A 15,586-nucleotide genomic window follows, 5' to 3' on the forward strand; every position below is an offset into this window, starting at 1 on the left:
GCTCCTAGGTGTGATTGGCGGGCAGGGCGCGGATGGTTCGGCCCTTTCCGTGGCGCACTTCGAGGACCCCGGCGCCTTCCAACTGCGCGAGGGCGCGTCGGACGGTACCTCTCGCTGCACCGGTGTGCTCGGTGAGTTCTTTCTCCGAGGGGAAGACGGCCCCAACGTCGAGCTTGCGGGCGAGGGCAGTGAGCTGGTCGAGCACCGGAACCTTGGGCTCGGCGCGTCCGACAACCCATCCGACGCCGGGCTGCGACCGAATCAGGCCCTCTGCCGCGAGGACGTCGAGAGCGCGCTTCACCGTGGTGCGGGCAACGCCGTGTTCCTCCATCAGCTCCGCCTCAGAGGGAAGCGCCGTCACCGTGGAGTCTCCGCTGATCTTGGTCCGTAGCGCATCGGCGATCCGCAGGTAGGTACCGCGCGGGCTCCGCTCGGGCACTGGCCGCTCCCTTCTCTAGGTCGATACCTAGACAGGATGAACGATTCCGGGGGAGGGCTGCCAGCCTCCAGGCCGCCTGCCCATCTTGGCGGCCTTGGGCTGGCGGGGCTGGTCAGGCGCCCGGTCTCAGTTCTGGTCTCAGTCCACTGCGTCCGTGACGATCCGCTTCGGTCCCGCGCGGTCCGCTGACCTGCGGTCCGGACGAGCATGGACGACCACGGACGGTGATTGGGCAAACTCGTAATGCGTAGGTCGCGGGTTCGAATCCCGCAGGCGGCTCAGAGGAAGGCCAGGTCAGACAATGTCTGACCTGGCCTTTTCTGTTATCCGGTGTGCGCAGAGGCACACGGTGGTGGTGCCGCGGGTTTGCTTGCGTGAGCGATGCGTGAGCTGGCCTGCCTCGAGGCTCGCGCCGGCGGAACGTGGGCGTTGCGTTGTCATCCCCTTCGCCACTCATCGTGAACCGCAGGTCATCGGGCACGCCCACAACGACATGCACCCGCCGGCCGAAGTCCTCTTCGAGGCGGCGGCCGAGCAAAAGGGCATCACCGACCCCGGCACTATCTCCATGGACATGCCCTCCTCACTGATCGCCGGCGAGGAACTGCTCGCCCGGATGTACCACGTGATCCGCTCCTCGACGGCGAACGGCTCGAACCACCTCAACACCACGCTTCTGGTGACCTTCGACGAACACTGCGGCACCTACGACCACGTGCCCCGCCACCGGCCGCACCTCCCGACCCGGCGGCCAGCCCGGGACAGTTCGGCTTCGCCTTCGGCCGCTCCGGCGTGCGCATCCCCCACACTCGCGATCTCCGCATGGATCCCCGAGCGGACGGTGGTTACCGACGAGTACCGGGCTTCTACACGGTCCAGGGTGTGTGGAAGCTGTCGCGGCGCAACGGCTGGACCTGCCAGCAGCCGGTCCGTCGAGCCCGCCCTGACCGTCGCGGCCCACAATCAGCTCGACGGCCCGACCGTAATGGTCTGGGACAACCTGAACACCCATCTGACCGCCGGGATGAAGGAGTTCATCGCAGCCCAGGACTGGCTGACCGTCTACCAGCTGCCCGCCTACGCTCCGGACCTCAACCCGGTCGAGGGGATCTGGTCACTCCTGCGGCGAGGCTTCCTCTCGAACGTCGCCTTCGCCGACCCGACCCACCTCGTTCGGACAGTCAGGCGCGGCCTACGGAAGATCCAGTACCGCCCCCACCTCATCGACGGCTGCCTCGCCGAGACCGGCCTGATCATCGCCCCAACCTGACCACCGACATCGCGAGTTCAATCTGAGTGGTCATCAACTACGGCCTGCTCTTCTAGAGTTCTCACCTTTCACGGTACGGTCCGTGCGCTACGCTTCCGTCACGCAGGGGGTCGATGCATCAGACTTGGGGTACACATGGCACTGATAAAGAAGCTCGTGTGTCTGGCAAATTCCCGAAAGCTTTCCGGCCGGCGTGTGGCAGGAATGGTTGACGACGCATCAGGAGAGTGGGTCCGCCCGGTCAGTGCCCGCCCGAATCGCGAAGTCTCCGCTGGCGAACGCTTGTACAAAGATGAAACAGAACCGAATATCCTCGATATTGTCTTAGTCCCGCTTCACCGGCCTCAGCCGCGCGACTTCCAGAGTGAGAACTGGCTCCTTGATTCCGGTTTCTATTGGGAGAAGGTCGGTCGGGTAGGGTGGAGTGAATTGATGAGGCTGGAGCAGCGCCCCAGCACTCTGTGGCTCAACGGGGATAACACATACAACGGCATCAATGACCGCATCCCGACCGAAGAGGCAGTCGCTCTACCTGACTCGCTCAAGCTTATACGCGTCACGGGCCTGACGCTACAAGTGCACACCCCCGGGGCGATGTTCGGAGATCGGCGGCCAGTCCTGCGCGCCCGCTTCTCTCATGCAGGAAATCAATATATGCTACGGGTTACCGACCCAATATATGAAGCGGAATACCTAGCCAAGCCGGAAGGGGTTTACGAGCTGAGTGAAGCCTTCCTTACGGTGAGCCTCGGCGAGCCGTATGAAGGTCATGTTTACAAATTGTTGGCGGCTATTATCGAACGAGCGAAGATCCGAGCGAGTAGTAGACCATGAAGCCTAATACAGTATTCACTGTCGGTCACTCCGTGCACGACATCTCATCCTTCCTGGGCCTACTGCAGAAGCATGCAGTCACTGCGGTTGCAGATGTGCGGTCGATGCCCGTCAGTCGATTCGCGCCCCATTTCAATCGACACGCTTTGGAGCGTAGCCTGTCCGGCGTCGATATCAAGTACGTCTTCCTGGGAAAGGAGCTTGGTGCGCGCACCGAAGACCTCACTTGCTATGTCGACGGACGAGTGCAGTACGACCTTCTTGCCCGGACCCCGAATTTCATCAATGGCATTAAGCGCCTGCAGAAGGGTGCGCAGAGCGAGCGAATCGCCGTCATGTGTACTGAACAGGAACCACTCGACTGCCATCGTTGCGTGCTTGTCGCGCGAGCCCTTGAAAGGTTTGGGATCGCTGTTGAACACATTTATGGCGATGGGCATGTCGAAGACCATGCCTCGGTAATGTGGCGCCTAATGGTCAAATTTGACCTGGATCAGGAAGACCTGTTCCGGACCTCGGCCGAGCGCCTCCAAGAAGCTCTCGACCGTCAGGAACAGCGGATCGCGTATGTCAATGAGGAACTTCGCATCGACAGGATGCCTGGAAGATGAAAATCTACACCATTGGGTTCACGAAGAAGTCGGCCGAGAAGTTCTTCGGTCTGTTGCGCGAAGCTGAAGTGGCAGCGCTGATTGATGTTCGACTTAACAATGTCTCGCAGCTTTCCGGTTTTGCTAAGCGTGATGATCTGAGATACTTCCTGGGTGAGATCTGCGGTGCGCAGTACGCTCATCGTACCGAGCTTGCCCCGACTCAGGACCTGCTCGACGCCTACAAGAAGCGGAGTGTTGGCTGGGCGGCCTACGAAGAGCGCTTCCTCGAGTTGATGAAAGTTCGTCAGATTGAGGATGTCGTCCGACGAGAAGCGCTTGACAATGCAGTCCTGCTCTGCAGTGAAGACAATGCACAGCATTGCCACCGCCGGCTGGTCGCGGAATACCTCGCAGAGCAGTGGGGAGATGTCACGATCGAGCACCTGGTGTGAGCGGTGGTAGTCCAAGCCCAGGGCCCATGGCCTCGACCGCCGTTCCCGCCCGCGCGGCCCCTCCGTGGCCTCGCCGCGCACCCGTGCCAGTGGGCGTTGTGGGCGGCGGCGAGCAGTCACCGCCCGTCCGGCCGGGCCCTCGTCTCGTCCACGGCTGAAGCACGCGGCCGCCGGCTGAGCACGCGCAGCTTGATCGGTACCCCTTACGACCTCGTTCATGGTTAGCCGTGGCCCGTGCTTGGGAGAGCCTGGCCTTCTCGATCACGCGGCTCGGCCTGCCGGGAGCGCCATCAACTTGGGCTTGTGCATAGCTTGTTGGTCCGATAGGAGTCCGGCTACGGCTCGGATGGTGTCGGGCAGGTGGTCACTGCGGCGGTGGTGTCGGGCAAGGGTGCGCCAGTTCTCCAGATGGGCGATGCCGTGCTCGACCGGCATTCGGCGTGAGGAGTGTTCGAAGCGGGCCCGTTCGCGGTGGGCCATGAGCCACCTGGCCTCAGGTCTGGGCGCCCAATCCGGCGTCCGCGAGGATCGCCAGGTGGATCGTGTCGGCGAGCAGGTCGACCAGGCTGGTATTGCGGGGCCTGGGTGATGTCGGCGACCGATCCTTCCCGCACCTCGCCGCAGGTCCGTGCCCCGCTCGGTGACTGCCTGCCCGGCCTCGGCCGCACGTTCCCGGGCGGCCTCCAGATCGGCGGCGCGGCGGGCGGCTTCGGCCTGCGCGGCGAGGGCCCGTCCATGGGCCCGCTCGGCGGCCAAGAGCAGCGTGGTGAGGCCGGCGACGGTCTGGCGGCGACGTTCGACGGCGCGCTCGCCGACCCTGCGGGTCTCCGGGAACGGCGCGCGGTCCCGTTCCAGGGTCTCGGCCACGGCCGCGTGGTCGACGCCGGCTTCCTCGGCGACCCGCCGGGCGGCCGAGTCGGCCTCGGTGAGGGCGGCCTGGTCGATGTCGTGCTGGGTGTGCGCGCCGGCGGCGCGGCGCTGCCAGTCGTCGGTCTGGCGGCGGGCGGTGCGGCAGGCGTCGGCGCGGTCGTCGGCGGCGGCGCGCAACGCTTCGGCGGTCTTTCCAGCCTGTTCCAGCTCGCGGGCGGCGTCCATCTCCGGGCTGCGGTTCGGGGCGTCACGGGTGGCGGCCAGGGTTGCGCGGCTGTCCTCCAGCTCTTCCAGACGGGCTTCCGCCTGCGTCAACTGTTCTTCGGCGGTGGCGTGTTCGGTCTCGGCCTCGCCGAGGTCGCGGCCGAGGTGCTCGTACCGGCTGTGGGTGACGCGCAGCACGCCGGCCTGCCGCTTGGCGGCGATCTGCGCGTAACGGCGGTAGTGGGAGAGGAAGTTGGCGGCGGCGCCGGACGCCTCGGCCAGCGCTTCCAGGGCGTGCCGCTCCTCGTCCAGGCCGCGGAACGCCTCGGCGACCTCGCCGACCAGGGCCGGATCGAGTGGCGGCAGGGCCTCGGTGAGCGCCTTGGAGAGCAGCTTCTCGTCCGGCTTCTTCGACAGCTGCGGCTGGCGCAGTTGGATCAGCAGGTTGACCAGGGCCTCGTAGCGGCCCTGGCCGAGGCCGAAGAGCTGCTCGTCGACGGCGCGGCGGTACTCGGCGGCGGTGTCGTGCACCAGGCCATGGCCCTGGAGTGCGTCGCGCAGCCGCTCCCGGGTGAACGGGACGCGGGTGACGGACAGCAGTGGCAGATCGGGGCCGATGCGCAGGGTGGTGGTGAAGAACCAGTGCTTGGCGATGCCGCGGCCCTTGACCGCCTTCAGACCGCAGCCGATGGTCCGGTACTGCGGTCGTCCGTCCTCGTCGATCCGGCCGAACTCCAGCCAGGTGTAGCCGGTGCGTTCGTCGTTCGGGTGCTTTCCGCCGAGCAGCAGGTTCCACTCCATGCGCTTGGCGCGGTCGCCGTCCGGTTCGACGCGGTGAGCGGCGAGTTCACCGTCGAGCAGGAAGGGCAGGGTGAGGGCGAGCACCTTCGACTTGCCGGTGCCGTTGTTGCCGCGCAGCAGCAGCCGCCCGTCGTGGAAGCGGAACTCCTCGGCGTCGTAGTAGAAGATGTCGACGAGCCCCGCGCGCAGTGGCTGCCAGCGGTTCTTGGTGGGCTGCGGCAGGGTCATGGGCGGGAGCGGGCCTTTCGGATGGTCGGGGCGGCCAGGGCGTATCGGACCAGCGCGGGCTTGGCGGTGACCGAGTCGCCGTCGCGGGTGATGAGATCGAGGGCGGCCAGCCGGTCCAGAGCCTGGGCGAGCAACCCGGCCGCGGCTGCCGGCTCGGCGGCGGTCTTGCGCCAGTACGAGCGGTGCTGCACAGCCAGCTGCCGTACCAGCTCGACGAGTTGCGGCTCGGTGCGGGGGCCGTCGGCGGTGGCGAGGTGTGCGGCGACCAGCAGGGTGGCGTGGCCGTCAGTGCCCTGCTCGGGCATCCGGACGTCGGTGAGCTCGTCGTCCGGATCCGACATGGCGATCCCCTCGGTGCGCAACTCTGCGACCAGGCCGGTGAGTTCGGTGATCCGGCGGGTGATCGCGTGGCGCTGGGAGACCAGGTAGGCGCGCTCGTCCTCGGGCAACTCCGCGTAGTACACCACCGGATCGTCCAGCAGCTGGCGGGTCAGCCGGTGGCGCAGCGCGCGGAGCCGCAGCTCATCGGTGTCCGGCGCGACCTCGGCGGTGAGCGCGGCGAGACGCTGGTCCGGGTCGACGGCCGCGACGGTGGACGGGCCCCCGGGTCGCGGCGAGCAGCGTGGCCAGGACGCGGCGGCGAACGTCGTAGAGCACGTCGTTGGACGCCTCCGACAGGTACGCCTCCTCGTCGCCCGCCACGCGGTGCAGCACCCCCCACTCCAGCAGCAGCCGGACGGATGGCGGAACCCCCCGCTCACCGGGTGGCCTGGCGTATCGCGCCCACCGCGAGCGAGCCCAGCGCCAGGGCGGCGGCGAGGCCGGCGACCGCCACCGGGGCCGGGGCGCGATCCCCGGAGACGCCGAGGAAGTCCAGCCCGCCGACGTGGTTGACCATCCCGTACCAGAGCAGTGGGTAGAGGGTCTGGAACAGCCGGGGCCCGCGGCTGACGGTGCCGCAGAGCATGGCCAGGGCGGGGACCAGCAGCGCTCCGGCCAGGGCGCCGGCGGCGGCCCGGGACTCCCCGGCGCCCAGCAGCCGGACCGCCGACCCGGCCACCACCGCCAGCGCCGGGACGATCCCGGCGAGCAGGGCGGCCAGCTCCCGGCGGAGCGGAGAGGGGCAGGCGCCCAGCAGTTCGCGGATGCTGCCGCCGCCCGAGCGGTGGCCCATCCGGGACCAGAGCAGCACCGGCCAGAGCACCGCGAACGGCAGCACCGCGTGGCTCGGCCCGTCCGGCGCGACGCTCAGCGCCGCCGCCGCGATCACGGCGGCCCCGGCCCACCACCACCGTTGCCCCTGGACCAGGATCCGCAGCTCACCGGCGAGCGAGGCCAGGGACCGCCCCGGCGCCTGTCCGGGCACCGAGTCGCCCCGGTGGGCCGGGGTCAGCCGGGCCGGATCCACGGCGAAGGCGGCCGGTCCGGCCTCCGGCGCCGTTCCGCCACCCGCCTCCCGGGCGGATCCGCCGGCCCGTCCGCCCGGGCGTACCCCCGTCACGCCCGGGCGGAGCTCCGCCGTGCCCCCCGTTCCGGGGCGTGCCTGCGGCCCGTCGAAGCGCCGGAGCCACAGCGCCCCGAGCAGCGCGATCCCGGCCGCCGCCGCGGTCAGCAGCAGCCCCGTCGCGGCCGGTCCGCCCGCCTCGCCCGGGCCCAGGCCGGGCCAGTCGAAGGTGCCGAGCACCCGGTTGTCCGCCGTCAGCCCGACCGCGAACTCCACGCCGTCGACCGGTCGCCCGCCCGCCGCGAGCACCTCGCGGATCGACGCGGTGATCCGCCGCATGCCCAGCAGGTCCAGCCCGCCGCCCGTCTGCGCGCCCAGTACGAGGACCAGCCAGACCGCGAACCAGACCATCGCCCCCAGCCCGCCGCGCAGCCCGGGCAGGGTGTCGAAGAGCACCGCGCACCCGGCCACCACCGCCAGCAGCGGCACCGTGATCAGGACGTACGGCAGCAGCAGCCGCACCACGTCCACCCGGTCCGAGTCGCCCTTGAGCAGCTGCACCCCGAGCGCCGTCCCGGCCAGGGCGAGCAGCATCGAGCCGAACAGCAGCAGGTTGCTGCCGAACTTGCCCGCCAGGTAGGCGGTCCGGCTGATCGGGGTGGCGGCGAGCAGCCGGCCGACGCCGCTCTGCTCGTCCCGGGGGATCGCCCCGCGGGCGACGCCGAAGCCCGCCAGCGAGAGCCAGACCGCGCCGCCGAGCGCCGTCACCGTCCCCACGTAGCCACTGGTGTAGCGGCCGTGCAGGTCCGTCACCTGGAACACCTGCCAGCGGGAGTCGCCGACCGGCGCTGCGAGCAGCCCGAGGGCGAGCGTGCCGAGCAGCACGACCAGGTAGCCGGGCCGCCGTCGGCGCTCCCGGAAGTCGGCCAGGGCGAGCGCCCCGATGCGCGTCACCACGCCGGCACCTCCTCGGCGGCGGCCGGGGCGGCGGTGAGCAGCAGGTACGCGTCCTCCAGCCGGGGTGTGACGGGCTGGGCCTCCGGTGCGGGCCGCTGCCCGGACAGCACCCGCGCCCGGACGCCCTGCGGGGTGCGGGTGGTGCCGCCGAGCAGGAACCGCGAACGCAGCGACGGGAGCTGCTCCGCCCCGACGGTCAGCTCCCAGACCGAGCCCTCGGCCCGGCCCAGCAGCTCCTCCGGGGTGCCGTGGTGCAGCAGCCGACCGTGCCCCATGACGGCGATCCGGTCGGCGGTGGCGGCCACGTCCGGGACGATGTGGGTGGACAGGACGACGATCCGGTCGGCGCCGAGCCCGCTCAGCAGGCTGCCGAAGCGCAACCGCTCCTCCGGGTCCAGCCCGACCGTCGGCTCGTCCACGATCAGCAGCGCCGGGTCGTTGAGCAGCGCCTGGGCGATGCCGACCCGCTGGCGCATCCCGCCGGACATCGCCCCGAGCCGCTGCCCGCCCGCGCCCGACAGGTTGACCAGGGCGAGCAGTTCGTCGATCCGGGCCTTCGCGGTGCGCCGCCGCATCCCCTTGGCGGCGGCCAGGTAGTCGAGGAACTCACGGGCGGTGAGCTGCGGGTAGACGCCGAAATCCTGCGGGAGGTAGCCGACGGCGCGGCGCAGCGGCCCGGGCCGCCGGGCGATGTCGACGCCCTCCCAGAGCACCCGGCCCGAGGTGGGCCGGGTGACGGTGGCCAGGATGCGCATCAGGCTCGACTTGCCGGCGCCGTTGGCGCCGAGCAGGCCGAGCACGCCGGGCCGCAGCGTCAGCGAGAAGGAGTCCACCGCGCGCCTGCCGCCGCGGTACTCCTTGGTCAGGTCGAGGATCCGGAGTTCGGTCACGCACGGAATGCTTCCGGGCGGGGCCCGTCCGCACATCTGCCGTTCGGCAGATATGCGCGGGGTTTCCGGGCGGAAACGGCGGGAGGGGTGGGCCTTTCGGCACACCCCTCCCGCCGTTCACGCGCTTCAGTCCTCGTCGCCCCCGAGGTCGCCCGCCAGGTCACCGGCGAGGTCGCCGTCCGGGGTGCCGCTGATCGCGTACCCCTGGCGGCGCGCCTCGTAGCAGGCCACCGTCGCGGCGGCGGACACGTTCAGCGAGCCGACCCGGCCCAGCTGCGGCACGAACACCACCTGGTCGCAGAGCGCCAGCGCCTCGGGCGTGATCCCGCGGTCCTCGTGCCCGAGCACGAAGGCCACCGCCGGGGTCAGCTCGGCGGCGAACATCGGCACCGCCTCGTCCGCCAGCTCCAGGCCGACCACCTTGAAGCCGTCCGCCTTCGCCGCCGCCACCGCCTCGGCGACGGTCGGGAAGTGCTCCACCTTCAGGTACTTGTCGGTGCCCATCGCGGCCTTCTGCGCGCCGGACGAGCGCACCGACGGGGTGTCCCCGGTCAGGTACAGCTTCTCGGCGCCCATCGCCGCCCCGGTCCGGACCACCGAGCCGACGTTGAACGGCGACTGCAGGTTCTCCAGGATCATCGCGAGCCGGAACTCGTTGCTGCGCCGCCACGAGCGGTGCAGACGCTTCAGTTCGGTCCCGCGCAGCTGCTTCACGACGTCGTACCTCGTCCATTCTCGGAGCCCTCGCCCACCTCGGGGCGGGGCCGCGCTTCCAGAATCCGGCTCCCGCTGACCGACGTGACCCGGGTGGTGGGGTAGCCCTGCTCGTTCAGCCACTTCTGGAGCGAGTCCGAGCCCAGGTGCTTCTGCACCACCAGGAACGCCGAGCCGTCCGGGGTCAGCCGGTCGAGCCAGTGCGTGAGCAGTCGGCGCAGCGCGGCCTTGCCGATGCGGATCGGCGGGTTGGAGTAGATGGTGGCGAACCGGAGGTCCTCGGGGACCTCGTCGGGCAGGGCGGCCCGGACGTTGCCGAGCCCCAGGGCCTCGGCGTTCAGCCGGACCAGATCCAGGGCGCGCTCGTTGACGTCCACCGCCCAGACCGGCAGCCGCTTGCGCCGGCTCGCCCAGGTCAGCGCGATCGGACCGTAGCCGCAGCCGATGTCCAGGATCGGGCCGCGCACCCGCGGCGCCGGGGCGTGCTCCAGCAGGATCCGGGTGCAGGGGTCGAGCCGGCTGCGGGAGAACACCCCGGTGTCGGTGGTCAGTTCCAGGGTGAGGTCCGGCAGGGAGACCGTGATCGGCCGGCGGTCGCTGGCGACCTCGGGTGCACCGGAGAAGTAGTGCGAGCCGGACATGATTCCCCGTCGTTCGTAAGGGCCGTCGGCCGTGAAGGGCCGTCGTTCGTATGGGCCTCGGGGCCACCGGGAGGGTGTGGGTCGGCCCTTCGTACGGCACCGATCGTACCCCCGGCGGCTCGGCGGGCGTTCCGGTCGGACGGCGCCGGAGGTCCTGCGGGTGGCCGCGTTGACGCGGTTCCAGGCGTTGACGGTGAGGCGGACCGAGATCGGCTGCGCCGGCTCGGCCTCCGCGAAGTGCGCGGCGGCCCGGGCGTACACCGCGTCCGGCACCCCGCCGCCGAGGAGCGGAATGCACCCGCTTCCCGGGTCGTTCGGAGCCGTGTTCCATGGGTCAACCAGGGCGTCGGGGCCGGGCGGCACCGGGCTCCCGGCAACACGCCGGGCCGACCCCGGCGCGTCGCGCCCGGGCGCCGGGCGGCGGATACTGCCAGTACCGCCACCCGGGCCCGTGGGAGCCTCCGAACAGTGAGGACGGATGCCATGCCGCAGGATCAGGATCACGAGGACTACCTGATCGACGAGACCGCCGAGACCGTCGAGTCCGACGAGGAGGCGTCCCAGGAGGACGAGTACGACGAGGTCGCCGAGCGCCGCGCCCTCGGCGCCGACCCGGCCACCGACGTCGCGGACGTCGCGGAGCAGACCCGGGTCGTCCAGCTGGACGAGGACGAGTACCGGGAGTAGCCGCCGGACGGCTGCTACAGCGCGCGTCGGCGCTGCAGCCAGGCCAGCGCGGCCCAGCCCGGCAGCACCGGCAGGATCAGCGTCAGCAGCCGGTACAGCGCCACCGCCGCCAGCGCACCGCCCTTCTCCATCGACGCGGTCTGCTGCAGCAGCGTGATCAGCGCCCCGTCCACCGCGCCGGCCCCGCCCGGGGTCGGCGCCGCGCTGCCCGCCGCGTTGCCCACCAGGAACACCACGGCGACCGAGGCGAAGGACGGCTCCCGGCCGATCGCCCGGGCACAGCAGTACAGGCAGGAGATCAGGCAGATCGACACCAGCAGCTGCCCGGCCACCCCGACCGCCAGCCGAGCCGGACTGCGCAGCAGGTCCAGCAGTCGCGGCAGCACCTCGGTCGTCAACGGGCGCAGCCGCGCCGCCAGCCAGCGCCGGGCCGCCGGGATCGCCGACACCACCGCGAGCAGCACCGCCGCCCCCGCCAGCCCGCCCACCACCGCGGGCAGCGCGTCCAGCTCGGAGCCGCCCGGCTGCATGTCCAGCAGGTAGACGAAGGCCCCCAGCTGCAGCAGGTGCAGCACCAGCCCGATCAGCGTCCCCACGCCGACGCTGGACAGCGCCTGCGCCGTCGGGATCCCGGCCCGCTGCAGCAGCCGGGTGTTCAGCGCGACCCCGCCGACCCCGCCGGGCGACACCAGCTTCACGAACGACCCGGCCACCTGTGCCAGCACCGCGTTGCGGAAGTCCAGCCGCTCGGGAACGAAGCCGACGAAGCCCATCGCCGCCGTGACGTGGCTGGTCGCAGCCGCGGCGAGGGCCAGCAGCAGCCACCACGGATCGGCGTCCGCCAGGGCGGAGACCGGGTTGTCCTCCGCCGCGAACAGCTGCGGGATCAGCAGCCACCCGGCCACCACCCCGCCCACGACGGCCAGCAGCGTCCGCGGCCGCACCCGCTCGAGCCGCACCGGCCGCCCCACCACCTGCGGCCGCGCCCGCAGGGCCTCCGCCCGGATCTCCTCCAGGAGGCCGCCGGGGGCTGCGGGCACGGTTTCGGCGGGGGCGGTGGGGCCGCCGGTGGTCCGGGCCGCGGGTTTCGCGTGGCGTTTGAGGGCGCGCCGGGTGGTGTGGGTGAGGGCGATGGGCTGCAGCAGGGGGAGGGCGGCCCCGACGGGGTCGGGGCCGAGGACGGCGGTGGCGGTGCGGACGGAGCGGGCCGCGCCGGTGCGCAGGGCGAGGGTGGTCAGGAGCTGGGCGATGTCGCAGCGCAGGACGAGTTCGGTGGCGGCGATGTCGCCGTCGGCGAAGTCGACCAGGTGCACCGCGCCGGAGTCGTCCACCAGCAGGGAGGAGGGGACGAGGGCGCGGTGGGCGATCTCGCGGCGCTGGAGGAGGGCGAGCTGGCGCCAGGCGTCGGTGAGCAGCTCGTCGGTGATCTCCTCGTCGGCGAGCTGGTCCAGGGTGCGGCCGGCCAGCCGCTCGTACGCGATGAGCGCGGTGTCGTGGCCGAGGCCGGCGGTGGCGGCGATGCCGCGGGTGCGCACGCCGGCGGCCAGGGCCGCGTACGTGACCAGGGCCTCGTGCTCCAGGCCGGTGCGCGGGGAGCGCAGGACGCGGGGGTCGGGGGCGGTGCGCAGGCGCAGCCGGCGCCAGGCGCGCTGGACGGCGGCGGCGGTGACGGCCTGCCGGTCGAGGAGCTGGACGTCCAGGTCGGGCAGGTCGTCGGCCTGCCGGACCCGGTAGCGGTCGGGCCCGGCCTGGTGGGCGTCGACGGGGCGCAGGCCGCTGTCGCGCAGCGCGCGCAGGACCTCGCCGGGCCGCGGGCAGGGGTCGGGGGTGCCGACCGCGTACAGGGTGCCGTGGGCACCGGTCCAGCCGATCAGCAGGCCGAGCAGCAGGGCGGTGGGGGTGGCGAAGCCGCCAGCCAGTCCGGCGAGGCCGTAGAGGGCGAGGACGGTCCAGGACAGGCGGCGCTCGCGGCTGCCGGAGGCGGTCATGAACGCCAGGACCGGGGCCAGGTAGCCGTAGACCGGCTCGGTGCGACCGAGGACGTTCCCGGGCAGCGGCTGGGTGAGCGCGGTGAGCAGCGAGTGCGGGGCGAGGCCGTCGGCCCACAGGTCCATGCCGAGGGTGGCGCCGTACGCGAGGACGGCGGCGAGCAGCCCGTCGGAGACCTGCTGGAGGGCGCGCCGCCGGTCGGGTCCGAGCAGTCGGCGCACGGCGAGGCCGACCGGCAGCAGCAGGACGAGGGCGGTGGTCAGCCCGCCGGCCAGGCTCGCCAGCGGCCGCGGCACCAGGGCGGCGGCCTCGGCGACGTCGGCGGCGATGCCGCCGGTGGTGGCCCGGGCGTAGTCGGCGAGCAGCAGGGTGAGGGCGACGGCGAACAGGCCGCCGAGCAGCCGGATCAGCGCGACGGGCTGCCGGATCCGCCCGGTGGCGGGCACCGGTCGGGCCCGGACCCGGCCCGGTCCGGCGTGCCCGGGTATGCGGGCGGCGCCACTGCCGGGCACGGCACCGCTCGTCACGTCACCGCTTGCCGCGCCACCGCTCGTCACGTCACTGCTCGCCACGCCGTTGCCCGCCGTCCCCGCCCCGCCGTTCCGCTGCGCGGGCACACCGTCCGTGTCGCCCCCGTCGGTGTCGCCGCTCGTTCTCCCCGTCACGATCGCCACGGTTGGCATGCTCCCATGCCGCCCGCGGCCGCCGGGCGGGGGCGCCGTAGGACGGGCTCTACGCCTGCCGGGTCGGCAGGACGACGAGGTGGCGCAGGTTGACGTGCCGGGGGCGGCTGACGGTGAACGCGACGAGGTCGGCGATGTCTTCGGCGGTGAGCGCCGGGATGGCGTCGAACATGCCGCCGAGCTGCTCGCGCAGCACCGGGTTGTCGATGTGCCCGCCGAGCTCGGTGTCGGTCAGTCCGGGCTCGATCGCGCTGACCCGGACGTCGCGCGGGCCGAGCTCGGTGCGCAGGGCGGCGGACAGCTGGGTGAGCGCGGCCTTGGTGGCGCCGTACACGGCGTAGTCGGGGAAGACCACGTGCGAGGCGATCGAGGAGACGTTGACCAGGTCGGCGGTGCGGCCCTCGGCGGCGGCCGCGGTGAGGTCGGCGGTGAAGGCGCGGACGATCCGCAGCGCGCCGGTGAGGTTGGTGTCGATCATGCGGGTCCACTCGTCGATCCGGCCGTCGGCGAGGGGGTTGGGCAGCATCACCCCGGCGTTGTTGACCACCAGGTCGACCTGCCCGTAGGCGTCGTGGACGGTCTTGGCGGCGGCGTCCACGGAGGTCTGGTCGGTGATGTCGGCGGTGACGGCGAGCGCCTGCCCGCCCGCGGCGGTGATCTCGGCGGCGAGCGCGTCCAGCCGCTCGGTGCGGCGGGCGAGCAGGGCGACCCGGGTGCCCTGGGCGGCGAGCGTCCGGGCGGTGGCGGCGCCCATGCCGCTGGCGGCTCCGGTGACGACGGCGGTGCGGGTGGCGAGGGAGGCGAGGCTCATCGGGGGCTCCAGGGGATCCGTTGGTCGGTCGGGCTGACGTCGACCACTCTGTGCCGGTCGCGACTCCCCACCCAGGGCTGCGGTTTTCCCGGGACCCCCGTTCCTGGGACGGCCCATCCTGGGGACGGCCCATCCTGGGAACGGCAGTACCACCCTCGTCCTGCCGTACGGGGCTAACCTGCCGGGCATGGAGAACACCCTGGGGGACTTCCTCCGCTCGCGCCGGGCCCGGATCCTGCCGGAGGAGGTGGGCCTGCCCTCGCACGGCCGCCGCCGGGTGCAGGGCCTGCGCCGGGAGGAGGTGGCGCAGCTCGCGGGCGTCAGCGTGGACTACTACGTGCGGCTGGAGCAGGGCCGGGGCGGCAGCGCCTCGGACGCGGTGCTGGACGCGGTGGCCCGGGTGCTGCGGCTGGACGAGGTGGAGGCGGCGCACCTGCGCTCGCTCGCCCGCCCGCCCAAGGCCCCGACCGGGGCCGCTGCCACCGCCGGGCGGGGACGGGCGCGGCAGCAGGTCCGCCCGGGGACGAGGCTGCTGCTGGACCTGATGACCGAGGTGCCGGCCTTCGTCCTGGGCCGCCGGATGGACGTCCTGGCCTGGAACGCCCTGGGCGACGCGGTGAACGGTTTCTCCACCCGTACGGACAGCCCGCCCAACCAGGCCCGGCACGCCTTCCTCGACCCGGCGGCCCGGGACTACTACCGGCACTGGGACGCCGTCGCCGCCGAGACCGTCTCCTATCTGCGCCGGGACGCCGGGCTGCACCCGGAGGACCCTGCGCTGAGCGCCCTGGTGGGCGAACTGTCGGTGCGCAGCGATGAGTTCCGCCGACTCTGGGCGGACCACCTGGTCCGGGAGAAGACCCACGGGGTCAAGCAGGTCCGGCATCCGCTGGTCGGCGACCTGGAGTTCGGCTACGAGACCCTCGGCGTCAACGGCTCGCCGGACCAGCTCCTGGTCGTCTACACCGCCCCGGTGGGCTCGCCGACCGCCCAGAAACTGGCGCTGCTGGCGAGTTGGACGGCTCCGGGGGCGGCGTCCGAGGCGTCCGGCGTCTCCTGAGTGCCGCCCGCAGCCGGGC

The 15,586-nt window shown here is 71.9% G+C and carries 14 protein-coding genes and 3 pseudogenes; 7 read left to right on the forward strand and 10 right to left on the reverse strand.

Annotated elements, in window-relative coordinates; translation table 11 throughout:
- Positions 1–4 precede the first annotated feature (4 nt).
- Positions 5–439, reverse strand: a complete 435-nt coding sequence (locus ACZ3TI_RS00230; protein WP_350744690.1) for a GntR family transcriptional regulator — start codon at positions 437–439, stop codon at positions 5–7.
- A 574-nt stretch (positions 440–1,013) separates the two neighbouring features.
- Between ACZ3TI_RS00230 and ACZ3TI_RS00235 the strand changes: the two are divergent.
- From ACZ3TI_RS00235 to ACZ3TI_RS00255, 5 genes and pseudogenes are all read left to right on the forward strand, one after another.
- Positions 1,014–1,289, forward strand: a pseudogene (locus ACZ3TI_RS00235) (alkaline phosphatase family protein); the annotation flags it as partial.
- 93 nt (positions 1,290–1,382) lie between these two features.
- Positions 1,383–1,709, forward strand: a pseudogene (locus ACZ3TI_RS00240) (transposase); the annotation flags it as partial.
- Positions 1,710–1,844: 135 nt separating this feature from the next.
- Complete coding sequence (locus ACZ3TI_RS00245) at positions 1,845–2,543, forward strand: dual OB domain-containing protein (RefSeq protein ID WP_465721686.1); 699 nt, start codon at positions 1,845–1,847, stop codon at positions 2,541–2,543.
- Entirely contained in the window at positions 2,540–3,154 is a 615-nt protein-coding gene (locus ACZ3TI_RS00250) for a DUF488 domain-containing protein (protein ID WP_465721688.1), read from the forward strand. The genes ACZ3TI_RS00245 and ACZ3TI_RS00250 overlap by 4 nt, the downstream gene beginning before the upstream one ends.
- Positions 3,151–3,588 carry a DUF488 domain-containing protein gene (locus ACZ3TI_RS00255; protein WP_465721690.1) on the forward strand — a complete coding sequence of 146 codons (438 nt, stop codon included), beginning with the start codon at positions 3,151–3,153 and terminating at the stop codon, positions 3,586–3,588. The genes ACZ3TI_RS00250 and ACZ3TI_RS00255 overlap by 4 nt, the downstream gene beginning before the upstream one ends.
- A 261-nt stretch (positions 3,589–3,849) precedes the next feature.
- Here the strand turns inward: ACZ3TI_RS00255 and ACZ3TI_RS00260 are convergent, their stop codons facing one another.
- The 7 genes and pseudogenes from ACZ3TI_RS00260 to ACZ3TI_RS00290 all read right to left on the reverse strand — a co-directional run bounded on the left by ACZ3TI_RS00260 (position 3,850) and on the right by ACZ3TI_RS00290 (position 10,337).
- On the reverse strand, positions 3,850–5,691 hold the full coding sequence (locus ACZ3TI_RS00260; protein WP_465721693.1) for a TIGR02680 family protein: 1,842 nt from the start codon (positions 5,689–5,691) through the stop codon (positions 3,850–3,852).
- A pseudogene (locus ACZ3TI_RS00265) lies at positions 5,688–6,239 on the reverse strand (TIGR02678 family protein); the annotation flags it as partial. The pseudogene ACZ3TI_RS00265 and the gene ACZ3TI_RS00260, both read right to left, overlap by 4 nt.
- Positions 6,214–6,405, reverse strand: coding sequence for a DUF2398 family protein (locus ACZ3TI_RS00270; protein WP_465722490.1), 192 nt, complete (start codon positions 6,403–6,405; stop codon positions 6,214–6,216). The pseudogene ACZ3TI_RS00265 and the gene ACZ3TI_RS00270, both read right to left, overlap by 26 nt.
- Before the next feature lie 43 nt (positions 6,406–6,448).
- Positions 6,449–8,092: an ABC transporter permease gene (locus tag ACZ3TI_RS00275; RefSeq protein WP_465721695.1), complete on the reverse strand. Its 1,644-nt coding sequence runs from the start codon at positions 8,090–8,092 to the stop codon at positions 6,449–6,451.
- A complete protein-coding gene (locus ACZ3TI_RS00280) occupies positions 8,086–8,982 on the reverse strand; it encodes an ABC transporter ATP-binding protein (protein ID WP_465721698.1) in 897 nt (298 codons plus the stop codon). Before ACZ3TI_RS00280 ends, ACZ3TI_RS00275 begins: the two co-directional genes overlap by 7 nt.
- A gap of 126 nt (positions 8,983–9,108) precedes the next feature.
- The gene (locus tag ACZ3TI_RS00285) at positions 9,109–9,696 is read right to left on the reverse strand and encodes a TrmH family RNA methyltransferase (protein WP_465721700.1); all 588 of its coding nucleotides are present in this window, start codon (positions 9,694–9,696) and stop codon (positions 9,109–9,111) included.
- Entirely contained in the window at positions 9,693–10,337 is a 645-nt protein-coding gene (locus ACZ3TI_RS00290; protein ID WP_465721703.1) for a class I SAM-dependent methyltransferase, read from the reverse strand. Before ACZ3TI_RS00290 ends, ACZ3TI_RS00285 begins: the two co-directional genes overlap by 4 nt.
- A 483-nt stretch (positions 10,338–10,820) precedes the next feature.
- On the opposite strand from ACZ3TI_RS00290, the gene ACZ3TI_RS00295 reads away from it, so the two are divergent.
- Positions 10,821–11,024: a hypothetical protein gene (locus ACZ3TI_RS00295; protein WP_465721705.1), complete on the forward strand. Its 204-nt coding sequence runs from the start codon at positions 10,821–10,823 to the stop codon at positions 11,022–11,024.
- Positions 11,025–11,038: 14 nt separating this feature from the next.
- Here the strand turns inward: ACZ3TI_RS00295 and ACZ3TI_RS00300 are convergent, their stop codons facing one another.
- Both ACZ3TI_RS00300 and ACZ3TI_RS00305 read right to left on the reverse strand, forming a co-directional pair.
- On the reverse strand, positions 11,039–13,687 hold the full coding sequence (locus tag ACZ3TI_RS00300) for a lysylphosphatidylglycerol synthase domain-containing protein (RefSeq protein WP_465721707.1): 2,649 nt from the start codon (positions 13,685–13,687) through the stop codon (positions 11,039–11,041).
- 58 nt (positions 13,688–13,745) lie between these two features.
- A complete protein-coding gene (locus tag ACZ3TI_RS00305) occupies positions 13,746–14,507 on the reverse strand; it encodes an SDR family oxidoreductase (RefSeq protein WP_465721709.1) in 762 nt (253 codons plus the stop codon).
- Between the two features lie 187 nt (positions 14,508–14,694).
- Between ACZ3TI_RS00305 and ACZ3TI_RS00310 the strand changes: the two genes are divergently transcribed.
- Positions 14,695–15,567, forward strand: a complete 873-nt coding sequence (locus ACZ3TI_RS00310) for a helix-turn-helix transcriptional regulator (RefSeq protein ID WP_465721711.1) — start codon at positions 14,695–14,697, stop codon at positions 15,565–15,567.
- Positions 15,568–15,586 lie beyond the last annotated feature (19 nt).

This window comes from Kitasatospora sp. NPDC023120, assembly GCF_055560835.1.